Genomic DNA, 15,441 nt, shown 5'->3' with positions numbered 1-15,441 from the left:
GATGAATAATCGTCTGCCGCCTGCCTGGTCCAAACACCTAAAGTCCGTCGCCGCGCCGAAACCTGGATTGCCACGACCAGCCTCGGTGCAGGCAAGCCTGCCGAAAACAAATTCGCATACACGCGCACAGGCTGACAGCTTGTTGCTGCAGCAAGCCTACGAGCATCAACAGGCCAAGCGGCTTGGTGCGGCTCAGGACCTGTGCCTGCAGGTTTTGGCGCGCACGCCAAACCATCCGCTGGCGCTCTACATCATGGGCACCGTCTATCTGGGCTATGACGACGAGGCGGCTCTGCGTTATTTCGCACGCGCGGTCGGCGAGGAGCCGGGAAATCCCTATTATCATCTCAGCCTCGGTGAGGCCTATGGCAAGGTGAGTGAATTTTCAGCCGCGATCAAACACATCCGATATGCCTTGGAAGTGCAACCCGATCTTGTAGAGGCCCTGTGTGCCCTGGGGCGCGTTTATACCCAGTTCGACAAACCCGACCTGGCCTTGCCGCTTTATGAGAAGGCGATGAAAATCAACCGCGACCACCCCAAGGCGCGGATCGGAATGGCTGCCGCGCTCACTGGCCTTGGGCGCATGGAGGAGGCCGGCGTCTATCTCAGAGAGGCGATCGAACACCGCATTGACGTGGCGGCGGCTTACTACGACCTCGTGCAGAGCCGAAAGTTTACCGAAGAGCCTGCGGAACTCCAATCGATCCTTCGCGAGCTCGACGGTCCACGACTTAAATCGGAGGCCGTGCAGGATCTTCATTACGCAGCCGGTAAGGTCCTGAACGACCTCAAGCGCTACGCTGAGGCGTTCGACCATTTCAACAAGGCGAAACAGGCCGCCGGCTACAGGTTCGACATCGATCAGTATCGGCGTTTCGTGGATCTGACCATTGAAACCTTCACGCCGGATCTGTTTGCTGCAAGGTCCAGCTATGGGAACCCTTCCGAAGCGCCTGTGTTCGTGGTCGGGATGCCGCGCTCGGGGACGACACTGACCGAACAAATATGCGCCAGTCATACCGATGTTCATGGCGCCGGAGAGCTTGACAAACTGAGGCGGGTAGCGAACGCGATCGGTCTGAAACCCTCGGCTTCTGATTTCAACAAGCCGATTATGTCGATCACCGAGGGCTTGTCCAAGACGTTGGCCGAAGAGCATCTTTCCTATCTGCGGGAGCGCGCTCCGACCGCGCAGCGAATCATTGATAAAATGCCGCACAATTTCGAATTGATCGGCCTTCTCACCCTGCTCTTTCCCAATGCCCGCATCATTCACTGCCGCCGCGATGCCATTGACAACTGCGTGTCATGCTTTGTCCTGCCTTTCAGCTCGGCACACAGCTACAATACAGACCTGCGAGCACTTGGCCTCTACTATCGGGAATATGACCGCTTGATGCGTCACTGGAACGAGGTTTTCCCGGGTCGTATCTTTGAAAATCGCTATGAGACGCTTGTAGAGGATCAAGAGGCACAGTCGCGCCGGCTCATTGATCATCTCGGCCTGCCTTGGGATGACGCATGCCTACGCTTCTTCGATAGGGAAGGGGCGGTCACCACGCCCAGCCGCTGGCAGGTTCGTCAGCCGATCTACAAATCGTCCGTGAAGCGCTGGAAGAATTACGAAAGTGAGATCCAGCCTTTGATTGAAGCGTTGGGCGACCTCGCCGACGTTTGACGATAGTTCCCGGGCCAAGGCGTGTCAAAGAGCTAAGCGCAGAAGCGAATCTGAGATCGCGACGCGCTTTATAGAGTGGTTCGGCGCCTGGTAGAACCGCCAATGCGACGCCAGTGCACTGTCGTCATCCTCGGGCTTGACCGGCTTGACCCGGGGATCCTTGCTGTGACCTGAGAGCACCGCCGCGCTGCAGGACTTGCTCCACCGCACCTACCGGCAAAAGTCATGCATGGATACTTGGGGCTTCGCTTCGCGGCTGCCGAATGCAGCACTGCGCACCCTACGCATCAGAACAAAAAGAAAAACCCGGCGGTTGCCCGCCGGGTTCTCCTGTCTCCCCAGAAATATCTGGTCTTAGAAATCGCGCTGGAAGCGGATGATCGCGCCGACGGCGTTCTTCTTCTCGGCGCCAGCCCAAACGTTGCCGGCGTTAATGGCGCCCGAACCAACGTGCTGGTAGTCAACTTCGGGCGTGACCGTGAAGCCGGGAACGACGGTGTAGGCAATGTTTGCCGCAACCCCATAGTCCTTCCACTGATCACCCGACACCTGGAGGTTGAACGAGGTTTTCTCGTTGAACTTGTAGGTGCCGCCGGCCCAGAAGCCCCAGTTACCGCCCCACGGCTTGTAGAAGCCGCGGCCGTTAGCAAAGGAGCTACCGAGGGGGGGGACAGGGAGGTTGTTGGGGTTGTTGTCGTTAAGCTTTCCCTCGCTGGCGTAGCCGAACATGCCGAACAGTGACAGTGCACTGGAAATGTTCACATCCACGCGAACCTTGCCCGAGACGTATTCGTAGTTGCTGTCATAGGCGACGACGCCGACGATATCACCCCAGCCCTGCGTATACTTCAGACCGCCGACGACATGCGGAACATAGCTGTCGATCGTGGAGCGACCATAACCATAAGAAACACCTGGCACCTGGGAGGCGCCGCCCGAACCTTCTTCGAGAGAGGCCATCGCCGAGAAGCCGTTGCCGGCGTCGAAGTAGTACTGAACGACACCGGTCTTGAACCCGCCGTAGGGGACGATGGTATCGTTGATGACGTTGCCGGCGTAGCCGACGAACGTGTCGAATGCCGATTCGTCCAAGCCTACACGCAGGCCGCCAAGCTGGATCCAGGCGAAGTGCTGGTCGAAGCTGTTGGAAGCGTCATTAGCGTCGCCGTTGTCCAGGGGGTGATTCTGGAAATTCATGCGCGTTTCGGTGTAGGTCTTCAACGTGCCGAGTTCGGTTTCCTGGCCGGTCCAGGTCTTCAGCGTGAAGCGAGCGTCCTTGTACCACGTGCCCTGGTTCTTGCCGGTGACGACGTCGTCGGCGCGAGCGCCGGTGAACGTGCCGACATCGCCAAAGCCGGCGTCATAACGGACATAGCCGCCGATGCGCAGGCAGGTCTCGGTGCCGGGGATGTAGAAGTAGCCAGCGCCGTAGACGTCGCAGATCTTGACGTATTCAGCGGGTTCCGGCTCGGCGACGACGACGGCGTCGGCGGCGCGCGCACCGGAAACTGCGATCAGGGCCGCAGCGGAGCCGAGAAGAAGGCTCTTGATGTTCATTTTCTGACCTCCAGTCAGAATCGAACGAAATAAAGGCCTGTAACGGCCCTGACGCTGCCGCCGGAACGGCCAAGCGCTGGGTCATCTGTCTGTTATTGCTGGGAAAATATCGGCGCGGCGCGGCAGCGCGAGGCAGGGTGGCGGAGAGGATGGGATTCGAACCCACGAGAAGCTTTTGACCTCTACTCCCTTAGCAGGGGAGCGCCTTCGACCACTCGGCCACCTCTCCGTTGCGCCGCTGGATAAAGAAAAGCGCGGGCACAATCAACAAGCCCCCAGCCATTATCTCGGAAAAGAAGTCATTATATGGAAAAATAAGAGCGTACCGAGCTGCTGCCTGCGCAAGGTGCGGCGGTTCTGCGGCAAATCCCTGGCCGGCGACTCCAGGCCTTGCCTTGATTCCGTCGGCCGATTGCCGGATTCGGCAGGAAATAAGCGGTTGCGGCGAGCCTGATGGTTAACGAGAGCTTTCTGAGTGAGGCCAAATCGTGTCATTTGTGCAACAACGCCAGGGGATAGCAGCCGAACAGCCCTTTCGCCGGTACGATCGTTGTTGAACGCCGCCGCCTCATGGGTAATGTCGAATTCGAAGGAGCGGCGCGGTGCGCATCTTTTTCGGTAGTGGGGATGGGGCAGGGAACGCTGTCCTTCAGCAAAGAATACCCAGACCCGTTTTTTAACTTTTGACTGGAGGTCAGAAAATGAACATCAAGAGCCTTCTTCTCGGCTCCGCTGCGGCCCTGATCGCAGTTTCCGGTGCGCGCGCCGCCGACGCCGTCGTCGTCGCCGAGCCGGAACCCGCTGAATACGTCAAGATCTGCGACGTCTACGGCGCTGGCTACTTCTACATCCCCGGCACCGAGACCTGCCTGCGCATCGGCGGCTATGTCCGTTACGACATCGGCGCTGGCGATATCGGTTCGAACGATGGCGCACGCGCCAGCGACGTCAAGGACCTCAAGGACCAGGGTACCTGGAAGAAGAACGCCCGCTTCACGCTGAAGACCTGGACCGGCCAGGAAACCGAACTCGGCACCTTGAAGACTTATACCGAGACCCGTTTCAACTTCGGCAACACTCGCGACAGCGGCCGCTATACCCCCGACAATCCGGATACCGAAGCCGATGAGTTTGGCCCTGGGGCTGGTGCTACCAATTCGGGCATCTCGCTGAACTTCGCCTGGATCCAGCTCGGTGGTCTCCGCGTCGGTAAGGACGAATCGGCCTTCGATACGTTCATCGGCTACGCCGGCAACGTGATCCAGGATACGATCGTTCCCTACGGCGGCTTCGACACCAACGTCATCCAGTACTACTTCGACGCGGGTAATGGCTTCTCGGCCGTGCTCTCGCTCGAAGAAGGCTATGGCGCGTACACCATCGACAGCTACGTTCCGCATGTCGTCGGCGGCGTGAAATACACGCAGGGCTGGGGCGCGATCACCGGTGTTGTGGCTTACGACAGCAACTACGAAGAAGTGGCGGGCAAGGTTCGCTTGGACGTCAACGTCTCCAACGCACTGTCGCTGTTCGTGATGGGCGGCTATGGCAGCGACAACAACCTCAATGACCTGAGCTATGATCTGCCGGCTCATGGCCGCGGCATGTACAAGCAGTGGGGCGGCAATTGGGCAGTGTGGGGCGGTGGCACCTACAAGTTCAACGAGAAGACCTCGTTCAACCTCCAGGCCTCGTACGACGACTGGAAGAATATCGGTGTCGCGGCGAACGTCTCCTATGACATCGTTCCCGGCTTCAATGTCACGGCCGAAGTGGACTATCAGCGCGTTGGTCAGGGCTCCATCGACAACGAGTCCATCTGGATGCACGCCGAGAAGAAGAGCAACATCGGCGGTATCCTCCGCTTCCAGCGCTCCTTCTAAGGGCTGGTTCCTTACAGGTGAAATCCAGCCCGGGCGCACAAACGCCCGGGCTGTTTTTGTTTCGTGACTGGGTCAACGCAAACGAAGGAAGAGGGGGAATCGGTAGCTGAACAAATCCGCAGAGTGATTTCGTGGGATTCGCTGGTGGGCGAATGAGATCACAACCGCGTGATTAAAACTCTTGAAAGGACGCTTCCAAGCGGATAGGGCTGATCTATCCACTCGGGGGTGCGGCTAGACATGACCAACGAAGCGATCCAGGAGGCTAACCCCTCTGATCCGTTTTCGATGTTTTCTTCTCAGAATTCAAAGATCAAGTACACCTACAACAAGATAAGAGAAGTAAAGTCGTACCGAGTCGGAGAGCTTTTTTCAGCCTATCGGGACATACTGTGGGATGATGGGCGACATAAATACAATGTCAGCTCTTTCATCGGCGAAATAGATGAAATTCTCCTTGGGGAGCGTTTCAGTGCCTTTGACCAGAGTACCCTTGATAACCTTATCGGATCCCTGCGCCAGCGCGGCAACAGCAACGCAACCATCAATCGAAAGATGGCTGCTCTCAGCAAACTGCTGCGCAAGGCCTACAAGATGGGAGATATCCACAGCCTGCCCGAGTTTCGCCGCCAGAAGGAGCGGGCGGGACGGATTCGATTCCTCGAGAGGGACGAAGAGACAAGGCTGTTCGCCGCCATCAAAAGCCGCAGTGAGGATGCCTATAGGCTTTCCGTCTTCCTCGTCGACACCGGATGCCGTCTCGGCGAGGCGCTCGGGCTGATCTGGAACGACATCCAGGAGCATCGCGTCTCCTTCTGGATCACCAAATCCGGCCGCAGCCGTACCATTCCGATGACCGAGCGTGTCAAGGAGGTCATCAAGCTGCCTCCGGCCGAAGGGCGCCGGCCCAAAGGTCCGTTCACCAAGCTCAGCCAGGCACAGTTCCGTGCCATCTGGAATGACGCGAAGGCCGAAGTCGGTCTTGGCGCCGACGACCAGGTCGTGCCGCACATCTTGCGTCACACCTGCGCCTCGCGCCTTGTCCAGGGCGGCATCGACATCAGGCGCGTGCAGATGTGGCTTGGCCATCAGACCCTTTCGATGACCATGCGCTACGCGCATCTGGCCACCAACGATCTCGACGGCTGTGTTGTCGTGCTGGAGACGCCGCGAAGCGAGGAGGCGTCGCGTGGTGATGAAAGCTCGGCTTTCTCGTCACCGCTGACAGCGCCTTCGGCGCCAAAGCGGGGCAAAACGACCGAGGCGGGTGCGGCGAAGCCTGCAAAATCCCTGGGGAAAAGCTCGAAGGCCAAATAATTCCGACCGGCGCGGCTATACTGCTGCTGTGGCCTCAGGACCAGATCTGGTCTTGGAGTTTACTTTGTTCAATCTTGGCGCTCAGCCCGATCAAGAAAGGCCGCTATATCGCCAGGCAGACTGCCGGTTTCGAGGAATGGTGCGTGACCCTGACCCGTGACGGTGATCGTCTCGGTGCCAGGATGGCGCTTTCGCATCTCATCCAGCGTTTGGGTCGACAGCAATCTTGAATTGGCGCCGCGGACAGTGAGCAAGGGAATGGCCGCCAACGCGTCGAACTGCGGCCAGAGCGCCGGCAATGGCTGCGACAGGTCGAGACTTGCAACCGTGTCGACCAGCTTCGGGTCAAAATCCGGCAACAGCCCTTGACCCGTCTCACGGTAGAGCGCTCCCACCATCCGAGCCCAGTCGGCGTCGGTGAGTGCGGGAAAGTCCTGGCCATGAACATGGCGTTGGACATTCACCACTTCAGTGAAAGTCTTCGGCTTCGGCGCGCGTTCGAGATAGGACTGGATATGGGCGAGGCCGGCCGGCTCGATCACAGGCCCGATATCATTGAGAACAATGGCTTTGAGCACTCCCGGCCGCAGGGCGCCGAGCACATGGATGATCAGCCCGCCGCGTGAGGTGCCGATGAAAGCTGCCTCCTCGATACCGAGTGCGGACAGACCGGCAAGGATGTCGCTGGCCTCGACGCCGACATTATAGTGGCTGACATCGGGGTCGTAGGCTGATTGTCCGCGCCCGCGATAGTCGAAGGCAACCACCTTGCGCGGATTCGAGCCCGTCGAAAGGTGCTGCGCCAACTCATGAAAATCTCGTGCGTTGCGGGTCAGGCCAGGCAAGCAGACGACCGGCCAATGTCCGGAATTCGCCTCGCCATAGACGCGCGCATGAAGTCTCAGCCCATCCGGCGCGGCGTAGAAGAAGTCGGAAAAGCCTTCGGTACCAGGCATCTGGACATGCCACCTTCTTGCCGCGGGATCGTCTCGGACTGCTACAGGTGAGAGTGGGAGCGGTCAAATAGAAGGCGAGACTGAAGTTCCCGATCTCCTCCTGCGGCAGAGATGCCTTGGCAAGGGAGGGCTGTCCCGTCATTCCCCGGGATAGGACCATTCAAAGGACTGGACATCTTCCCACCCCTCTGGCCCGCAGTCCATCGAGCGATCGGCAGCTTTGGTGAAAGGGCCTGTCGAGCCCTCAGCTGCGCCCGTTCACGAGGTCGCCGACGATGTCGTATTTTCCGGAAATACGCATCTTGTAGACTTCGTAATTCTCCATCACGCGCTGCACGTAACTTCTTGTTTCCGTGTAGGGAATCCGCTCGATCCAGTCCACCACCGCATCGATGTCCTTGCCACGCGGGTCGCCGTATTTCGCCATCCACTGGCTGGCCCGGTTGGGGCCGGCATTGTAGCCGGCGAAGGTCAGCACATAGGAGCCGTTGAAGCGGTCGAGCTGTTCACCAAGGAACGCTGAACCGAGCGTGGCATTGTAGCCGGCGTCGGTGGTCAGCCGTGCCTGGGAAAACTGCAATCCGGCCTTCTTCGCCAGTTGCTTGGCGGTTCCCGGCATCAGCTGCAGCAGCCCGCGTGCGCCGGCGCTTGATACGGCACCGATGTTGAATTCGCTTTCCTGGCGCGCGATTGCATAGGCCAGCGCCTTGCCCGAGCCGGAAATATTGGCCGAATCAGGGATGACGCCGAGCGGATGCGACAGCGCGCCGACATCGATGCCGCGCGCGCCGGCGATCTTGCCGACTTTCAGCGCCATGAAATGGTTGCCCTGCTTCTCGGCAAGGACCGCGAGCAGCGCCAGTTCACCAGGGCTGGTCAACTGCCCGGCAAGGTCGCGATAGAGCGTTTCGGCATAGCGGTCGTAGCCTGCCTCCTGCAGGCGTTTGATGGCGCTGACGGCCTCGCGGCCGGCAAAGTTCTGCCGGTCTGCAGCGCTCGGCTGGGGATAGACGATATTGAGTGCCTGCCGGCCGACGCGTTCGGCGGCAAGCTGGCCGTAAAAGGTCGTGCCATAGGCAGCCGCACGCCCAAAATAGTCCTTGGCATTGCCCGGCCCGCCGACTTCCGCCGCACGACCGAGCCAGTAATAGGCGCGCGACAATGTCATCGGCCCCTGCGCGAGCTCTGCGATGCGCGAAAAATGTGTCGCGGCAAGCTTGGGATCGTTGAGGCCGCGCAGCGCATACCAGCCGGCGTGGAACTCGGCCTCGGCCGCATTGGCCGCGCTTTCGGCGGCATGCGTGGCGACGATCCGGTAAGCCGTCTTCATGTCGCCCTGGTCGACCAGTTCGCGCGACAGCACACGGCGTTCGACCCACCAGGCGTCCGGATCGACCAAAGCCTCGCGGTCCGTCGGCGCCTTCATCACAACGGCGGCGGCGCCGGCAAAGTCTTCCTGCTTGCGCAGATATTCGGCCTGGGCGAAGAAATAGCCGGCCGAACGCTGGGATGCCGGCACTGCCTTCAGCAGTTTCAGCGCATTCTTGTCGCCTCTGTCGGCCGCAGCCCAGGCGTCGGCGAACTGCTGGGCGCCGGCAAGGCCGGCAATCCGCAGGGCGGAGTTCACCCGATCGGCATAGAACATACGATCCATGCGAAAACGGTGGTCGGCGGCAGGGATCAGGCCGCCGAACTCCTTGATCAGCACCGTCTCGTCCTTGGCTTCCAGGATCGCGGTGCGCCAGAACGGCGACAGCACCGATCGTGCCGCCTTGACGTTGCCCGCCGCCACATAGGCGCGAGCGAGAACCATGACGCCTTCGAATGTTTGCGGCTGGCTGCCCTCGAAGGCCGCAATGACGATGCCGGGGGCGGGGTTTTCCCGATAGAGCGCGCGCTCGCTGTTCTTGCGCAAGGCGACGGTGCCCGGCCAGTTGGGCAGCATCCTCGCGGCCGCGGCGATATCGCCGCTCGGAACCTTGTCGCCGCCGTAAAGGGCGATCGCCCAAGCCAGAATATGCTGGTCGAGCGATTGAGCCGGAAGCGCGTCGCGCACACCGCGGGCGCCTGGAATATCGCCGGCCGCCAGTGCGTCCAACCCGCTCTTCAACATAGCGACGCTGGGTGAGGGCGCCTGCTGCGCCCCGTCCTGCGGGCTGGGCATCGGGATCGCCGAGGTGACCTGCACATCGACGCTGCCGCTGATCGCCACACCGGGCATCAGCGCGGCGATGGCGCCAAGCAGCGCGAAGAGGTGGGGCCGACTGGCCGGCATGATCTCGTGTCTTTCCTAATCCAGCATTTTATCAGAAGGCGAAGAAGCCTCGAAGCCTAAACTTAGGTCGTGAAGGGCTCGTAAACAAAGAGTTATCGAGGCCGTTCGAATTGCGCTTGCTGGCACCATGGCAATGCTTGCCGCGCAACCATGTCGAGACTATGGTGCGCCGCTTCGCTTTCGGCTAGAAGGCGCGCACGACAACTGATCGACAAAGCACCGATGCATGTCGCCCAAAAGTGGATACCGGTTTTGGGACAACGACATGCACAAACAAACAAGTCCCAAGGAGTTGGACGACATGCTGAGAGGCTCGCTTACTGCGCTCGTGACACCGTTCGAAAAGAGCGGGCGTTTCGACGAGAAAGCCTTTCGCGCATTTGTCGAATGGCAGCTCGCGGAAGGCACGACGGGCCTGGTTCCGGTGGGCACGACCGGCGAGTCGCCGACCCTGTCGCATGATGAGCATCGCCATGTCGTCAAGGTCTGCATCGAGGTCGCCAAAGGCCGCGCTCCGGTCGTCGCCGGCGCCGGTTCCAACAACACCGCGGAAGCGGTCGGGCTTGTGCAATATGCCGAGAAGGCCGGTGCCGATGCCGCCCTGGTCGTCACACCCTATTACAACAGGCCGACACAGCGCGGCCTCTACGAGCACTTCGCCGCCGTCGCCAGGGCGACCAAGCTGCCGATCATCATCTACAACATCCCGCCGCGCTCGGTGATCGACATGATGCCCGAGACGATGGGCCGGCTGGCGCACGACTTCAAGAACATCGTCGGCGTCAAGGATGCCACCGGCAAGGTCGAGCGTGTTTCCGAGCAGCGCATGACCTGCGGCAAGGATTTCATCCAGCTGTCCGGCGAGGATGCTTCGGCGCTCGGGTTCAACGCCCATGGCGGTGTCGGCTGCATCTCGGTGACGTCGAATGTCGCGCCGCGGCTGTGCGCCGAATTCCAGGAAGCGACGCTGTCCGGCGACAGTGCAAAGGCGCTTGAGTTGCAGGATCGTCTATTGCCGCTACACAAGGCGATCTTCCTGGAGCCCGGCGTGTCCGGCGCCAAATACGCGCTGTCGAAGCTCGGCAAGGTCGAGAACGTGCTGCGTTCGCCGCTGGTCACGGTCGAGGAGTCGACCGCGGCAAAGATCGATGCGGCCATGAAGCACGCCGGCTTGATTAATTGAGGATGAGGCGCCACCTCTCCACATCATGAATCAAGTCAGAAAAGCCGATCCCAACAACAAGACCGTTGCGGAGAACCGCAAGGCGCGGTTTTCCTATGAGGTTCTCGACACGATCGAGGCCGGCTTGGTGCTGACCGGCACCGAGGTCAAGTCGCTGCGCCAGGGCCAGGCAAACATCCAGGACAGCTACGCCTCGGTCGAAGGCGGCGAGATCTGGCTGATCAATTCCTATCTGCCGGAATATCTGCAGGCCAACCGCTTCAATCACGAGCCCCGGAGGCGCCGCAAACTCCTGCTGAACAAGCGCGAGATGGCCAAGCTGTCGCAGAGCGTGGACCGCGAAGGGATGACCCTGGTGCCGCTAAAGATCTATTTCAACGATCAGGGCCGCGCCAAGCTGCTGCTCGCCGTCGGTCGCGGCAAGAAGCTGCACGACAAGCGTGAGACCGAAAAGCAGCGCGACTGGTCACGCGAGAAGGGCCGGCTCTTGAAGGAGCGTGGGTAAGGAGCGGTCCGCGAAGCGGGCGAAAAGCCAACGATTTGGCTTTTCGCGCGACGAACGGTGAAGGCCCGGTCCGCCTTCGGGCGGATCAAAAGGTCCAGTGGACCTTTTTAAGGGGCTGAACGCCCGAAGGGCAGGGAGCCATAGCGAAGGGCGGGGTATCGGGCGGTAGCCCTAGAAAAGCCAACCGTTTGGCTTTCAAGTTTCGAACACACGGAGCCAGAAAATACCAGAGAGAGGGTCGTCTTGAAGAACCGGATAATCCTCTGGGGGACGGTCAGCCTGGTCTTTGCTGCGCTCGTCGCCGCCGGTGGCTTCGTCTATTTCCACACATACTCCCCGGACCGTGGCAGATATCCAGTCAGAGGCATCGACGTTTCCCACCATCAGGGCGAAATCGACTGGCGGCGCGTTGCCGCCGACGATGTCGCCTTCGCCATCATCAAGGCGACCGAAGGTGGCGATCACGTCGATCGTGCCTTTGCCACCAATCTGCGTGAGGCTCGCGCGGCTGGCCTCGCCGTCGGCGCCTATCATTTCTTCACCTTCTGCCGCCCCGGCGCCGACCAGGCGAAGAATTTCATCTCGGTCGTGCCGCAGGATCAGCCCTTGCTGCCTCCGGTCGTCGATATCGAGTTCGGCGGCAACTGTCCGCAGCGTCCATCGCCCGAACAATTGAATGCCGAACTCCAGGCTTTCCTTGGACCTGTCGAGGCGGCGTTCGGCAAGACGGCGATCGTTTATCTGACCGATGAGGCCGAGGCCGCCTATGCCGGGCAGATCGCCGCGCGCCCGCTGTGGCTTCGCTCACTGTTGATGGAACCGGACCGCCACGACTGGATCTATTGGCAGTATCACAACAGGGGGCGTGTGGATGGCATCCAGGGTGACGTCGACCTGAACGTTTTGCAGGGCGGGTCGGAGAAATTGGCGGCGCTGCTTGCATCAGCGCATTGAGGCCTTGCGGCCGAAGCGATCGCGATCGCGCGTCCGAATCGGTTTCTTCACAAACCGGGCTATGCTCTTGTGTGCATTGATGATCCGGCTGCGATCGGCATCGTCAGACCGCCCTTACAGCGCGTCTTGCCATCGCTGAAAAACCCATCCCTGCGGCCATGATCGCGACTGCCGCGAATTGGATCGGGGTTGGTGTTTCGCCGAGCACGACCATGCCGACCACCACCGTGGCGATCGGTACGCCCGGCATGAACAGCGACGCCGCCTGCGACCCGAGTTGGCCAACGATATAAGTGTAGAGGAACATGGCGGCCGCACCGGCAAGAAGCCCCTGGATAATGACCTGGCCGACGATCTCGGCGCCTGCCGCGGCATGCAAGCCGCTCGGCGCGAAGAGGGCGAGAAACGGCAATGGCAGGCAAGACAGAAGTAGTACGACGGCGGCGGTGGCCGTGACCGGATCGATACGCCATTGCCGCACAAGCGTTGCATAGGCCGAAAACATGAGGCCCGATCCAACGAACAGCAGATCGCCGAGGAGAACCTCATAGCTGCCGCGTGCCGGCGCGATGAACAGCAACAGCCCAACGATTATGGTGGCGACCCCGATGGTCCGTTGGTGCGAAGCGCGTTCCTGGAAGATCGACAGCAGGAACGAGAAGAAGACGATCGAGGCAGGGCAAAGCGCCGCCCCATGGACGGCAGGCGCATAGGTGAGGCCCCAATTGATGATCAGCGGATAAGGCAATCCCGCCAGCGCCGCCAATGCCAGTGCCCGCCTCCAGCCCAATGCCCTTATTCGGGCGAAGCCGCTTCGCCAGACGAGCGGTAGGAAGGCAGCACCCGCACCTGCAAAGCGCAAGACGACCATGTCGGTCACCGTCAGATGCTCTCTCAGGCTGAAGCGGGCCGCGACGAATTGAACGGCATAGATGCCGATCATGGTCAGCCCGGCGACTATCGCCAACCTTGCGCTTCCCGTGCTCTGTGCCACGTCCAGTCACCCACAACGACACCGCCGCTGGATAGATAAGGCGTTGCGGCATAAACACAGGCTATTGCCGAAGATCCTGTGGTAAAATACGCTCATTTTGGAAGAGTTGAGTGCAATTCACGCAAATATGCCGGTTAAAAAGTGAATTCAGAATCAGATGATCTTGACGCCATCGATCGCGGTCTCCTGCGGTTGCTGCAGGAAGATGGACGTCGCACCACGCTTGATCTGGCAGTGCGCGTCGGCCTGTCGCCGACCGGTACCAGCCAGCGCGTGAAACGACTGTTCCGCGACGGGTTCATCACTGCCGTCAGGGCGGTGCTCAATCCGGCAAAGATTGGCCGCGGCACGCTCGTCTTCATCGAGGTGCGGCTGGATCATACGGCTCCCCATATCTTCGACCGCTTCGCCGAGGCGGTGGCAAAGGCGCCCGAGGTTCTGGAATGCCACATGGTCGTCGGCGGTTTCGACTATCTGGTGAAGGCTCGCATTGCCGAGATGGCCGACTATCAGGACTTTCTCAAACGCGTGATCCTGCCATTGCCTGGAGTGAAGGAGACACACACCTATGCGTCGATCGGCGACGTGAAACCGGATGCCCTGCTGCCGGTATGAATTCCGTCAGTCCCTGCCGCCACCACTTCAAGCCGCCGCCCGCGATACCTCCGGCGCCAGCGTCACATTCGCATCGCCCCACACTTTCAGGGCTGTGATGACCGGCTCCAGGCTTCTGCCGCGCGGGGTCAGGCTGTATTCCACCTTCGGCGGCACTTCCGGATAGATCTTGCGGGCGATCAGCCCATCGGCTTCCAGTTCGCGCAGCTGGTTGGTCAGCATGCGCGGCGTGCAATTGGGAATGCGCCGGCGTATCTCGTTGAAGCGCAGCGTGCCCTCGAACAGATGGTAGAGCACGACGCCCTTCCACTTTCCGTCGATATAGCGGAGCGTTCCCTCCACGGTGCAGCCGGGGCTGCAATCGAATCGCTCATGGCGAATGCGCGGCATGACGGTATCCTTTTCGACACTATGTGCTTTATATGTGCATTCTTGCGCTTGGCGCGCATAGTCCGCATCTCTGCCCCAGACAAAGCTCAACAGCAATCGCGGAGATAAAAATGCGCGCCGTCGGGTATCAGATCCCAGCTCCCATCACCGATGAGGCGTCCCTCGTCGATATCGACCTGCCCAAGCCGGAGCCGAAAGGCCGTCAACTGCTGGTCGAGGTGAAGGCGATCTCGGTCAATCCGGTCGACACCAAGGTAAGGCGAAGCGCCAAACCCGAAGCTGGAACCTGGCGGGTGCTTGGTTGGGATGCCGCCGGTCGGGTCGCTGCAACAGGTCCGGATGTCAGCCTGTTCAAGTCCGGTGACGACGTCTTCTATTCCGGTGCGCTCGCGCCGCAAGGCACCAATGCCGAATTCCACCTTGTCGATGAGCGCCTTGTCGGCCGCAAGCCTGGCTCGCTCGACTATGCGCAGGCTGCCGCGCTGCCGTTGACGGCGATCACCGCCTTTGAGGCGCTGTTCGACCGTCTTGACGTGAAGAAGCCCGTCATGGGCGCCGCGAATGCCATCGTCATCATCGGCGGCGCTGGCGGCGTCGGCTCGATCGCGGTCCAGCTTGCACGCCAACTGACCGATCTGACGGTGGTGGCCACTGCATCGAGGCCTGAAACACGCGACTGGGTGCTTGGGCTTGGCGCCCATCATGTCGTCGATCATTCCAGGCCGCTGGCCGCCGAAGTCGCCGCGCTGGGCATCGGCGCACCAGCCTTTGTGTTCTCAACAACCAATACCGACCGGCACCTGGCCGAGATTGCCGAATTGATCGCTCCGCAGGGCCGGTTCGGGTTGATCGACGATCCCCAGACGCTCGATATCAATCCGTTCAAGCGCAAGAGCGTTTCGGTCCATTGGGAGCTGATGTTCACGCGCTCGCTGTTCGAGACGCAGGACATGGCCTTGCAAGGCGAGCATCTCAACGAACTGTCACGCCTTGTCGACGCCGGCATCATCCGCACGACGTTGGGCGAAACATTCGGCCGTATCAACGCCGCCAATCTGAAGCGCGCCCATGCGCTGATCGAGACCGGCACGGCCAAGGGCAAGATCGTGCTGGAGGGGTTTTAGAGCAATT

Annotated in this window: 13 protein-coding genes and 1 tRNA gene; 8 read left to right on the top strand and 6 right to left on the bottom strand. The window is 60.5% G+C overall.

Annotation, left to right across the window (positions count from 1 at the left end; all coding sequences use genetic code 11):
• The first annotated feature begins 1 nt into the window (after position 1).
• Complete coding sequence (locus AC07UC_RS26300; RefSeq protein WP_494907887.1) at positions 2-1,681, top strand: tetratricopeptide repeat-containing sulfotransferase family protein; 1,680 nt, start codon at positions 2-4, stop codon at positions 1,679-1,681.
• A 354-nt stretch (positions 1,682-2,035) separates the two neighbouring features.
• On the opposite strand, the gene AC07UC_RS26295 is transcribed toward AC07UC_RS26300, so the two are convergent.
• Positions 2,036-3,238: a porin gene (locus AC07UC_RS26295; RefSeq protein WP_494907886.1), complete on the bottom strand. Its 1,203-nt coding sequence runs from the start codon at positions 3,236-3,238 to the stop codon at positions 2,036-2,038.
• Between the two features lie 138 nt (positions 3,239-3,376).
• A tRNA-Ser gene (locus AC07UC_RS26290) sits at positions 3,377-3,467 on the bottom strand.
• 472 nt (positions 3,468-3,939) lie between these two features.
• Between AC07UC_RS26290 and AC07UC_RS26285 the strand changes: the two genes are divergently transcribed.
• Both AC07UC_RS26285 and AC07UC_RS26280 read left to right on the top strand, forming a co-directional pair.
• Positions 3,940-5,121: a porin gene (locus AC07UC_RS26285; RefSeq protein ID WP_494907885.1), complete on the top strand. Its 1,182-nt coding sequence runs from the start codon at positions 3,940-3,942 to the stop codon at positions 5,119-5,121.
• A gap of 240 nt (positions 5,122-5,361) precedes the next feature.
• On the top strand, positions 5,362-6,438 hold the full coding sequence (locus AC07UC_RS26280; RefSeq protein ID WP_494907884.1) for a tyrosine-type recombinase/integrase: 1,077 nt from the start codon (positions 5,362-5,364) through the stop codon (positions 6,436-6,438).
• 68 nt (positions 6,439-6,506) lie between these two features.
• Here the strand turns inward: AC07UC_RS26280 and AC07UC_RS26275 are convergent, their stop codons facing one another.
• Together AC07UC_RS26275 and AC07UC_RS26270 are read right to left on the bottom strand one after the other, a co-directional pair.
• Positions 6,507-7,394, bottom strand: coding sequence for an alpha/beta fold hydrolase (locus tag AC07UC_RS26275; RefSeq protein WP_494907883.1), 888 nt, complete (start codon positions 7,392-7,394; stop codon positions 6,507-6,509).
• Positions 7,395-7,638: 244 nt separating this feature from the next.
• Positions 7,639-9,669: a lytic transglycosylase domain-containing protein gene (locus AC07UC_RS26270; protein WP_494907882.1), complete on the bottom strand. Its 2,031-nt coding sequence runs from the start codon at positions 9,667-9,669 to the stop codon at positions 7,639-7,641.
• Between the two features lie 301 nt (positions 9,670-9,970).
• Here AC07UC_RS26270 and dapA point away from each other — a divergent pair, with 301 nt between their 5' ends.
• The 3 genes from dapA (at position 9,971) to AC07UC_RS26255 (ending at position 12,311) form a co-directional block, all read left to right on the top strand.
• Positions 9,971-10,852 carry a 4-hydroxy-tetrahydrodipicolinate synthase gene (dapA, locus tag AC07UC_RS26265; RefSeq protein ID WP_140769711.1) on the top strand — a complete coding sequence of 294 codons (882 nt, stop codon included), beginning with the start codon at positions 9,971-9,973 and terminating at the stop codon, positions 10,850-10,852.
• 25 nt (positions 10,853-10,877) lie between these two features.
• Positions 10,878-11,357: an SsrA-binding protein SmpB gene (gene smpB, locus AC07UC_RS26260; RefSeq protein WP_006202221.1), complete on the top strand. Its 480-nt coding sequence runs from the start codon at positions 10,878-10,880 to the stop codon at positions 11,355-11,357.
• Between the two features lie 243 nt (positions 11,358-11,600).
• On the top strand, positions 11,601-12,311 hold the full coding sequence (locus AC07UC_RS26255; RefSeq protein WP_202323211.1) for a glycoside hydrolase family 25 protein: 711 nt from the start codon (positions 11,601-11,603) through the stop codon (positions 12,309-12,311).
• 103 nt (positions 12,312-12,414) lie between these two features.
• On the opposite strand, the gene AC07UC_RS26250 is transcribed toward AC07UC_RS26255, so the two are convergent.
• The gene (locus tag AC07UC_RS26250; RefSeq protein WP_494907881.1) at positions 12,415-13,305 is read right to left on the bottom strand and encodes a DMT family transporter; all 891 of its coding nucleotides are present in this window, start codon (positions 13,303-13,305) and stop codon (positions 12,415-12,417) included.
• A gap of 141 nt (positions 13,306-13,446) precedes the next feature.
• On the opposite strand from AC07UC_RS26250, the gene AC07UC_RS26245 reads away from it, so the two are divergent.
• Positions 13,447-13,920 carry an Lrp/AsnC family transcriptional regulator gene (locus tag AC07UC_RS26245; protein ID WP_140768552.1) on the top strand — a complete coding sequence of 158 codons (474 nt, stop codon included), beginning with the start codon at positions 13,447-13,449 and terminating at the stop codon, positions 13,918-13,920.
• Between the two features lie 27 nt (positions 13,921-13,947).
• Here the strand turns inward: AC07UC_RS26245 and AC07UC_RS26240 are convergent, their stop codons facing one another.
• Positions 13,948-14,310 carry a winged helix-turn-helix transcriptional regulator gene (locus tag AC07UC_RS26240; protein ID WP_494907880.1) on the bottom strand — a complete coding sequence of 121 codons (363 nt, stop codon included), beginning with the start codon at positions 14,308-14,310 and terminating at the stop codon, positions 13,948-13,950.
• Between the two features lie 110 nt (positions 14,311-14,420).
• On the opposite strand from AC07UC_RS26240, the gene AC07UC_RS26235 reads away from it, so the two are divergent.
• Positions 14,421-15,434, top strand: a complete 1,014-nt coding sequence (locus AC07UC_RS26235) for a zinc-binding alcohol dehydrogenase family protein (RefSeq protein WP_494907879.1) — start codon at positions 14,421-14,423, stop codon at positions 15,432-15,434.
• The last annotated feature ends 7 nt before the right edge of the window (positions 15,435-15,441 follow it).

The organism is Mesorhizobium sp. GW821-FHT04C10, assembly GCF_059420305.1.
This window is presented reverse-complemented; position numbering and strand designations above follow the sequence as displayed.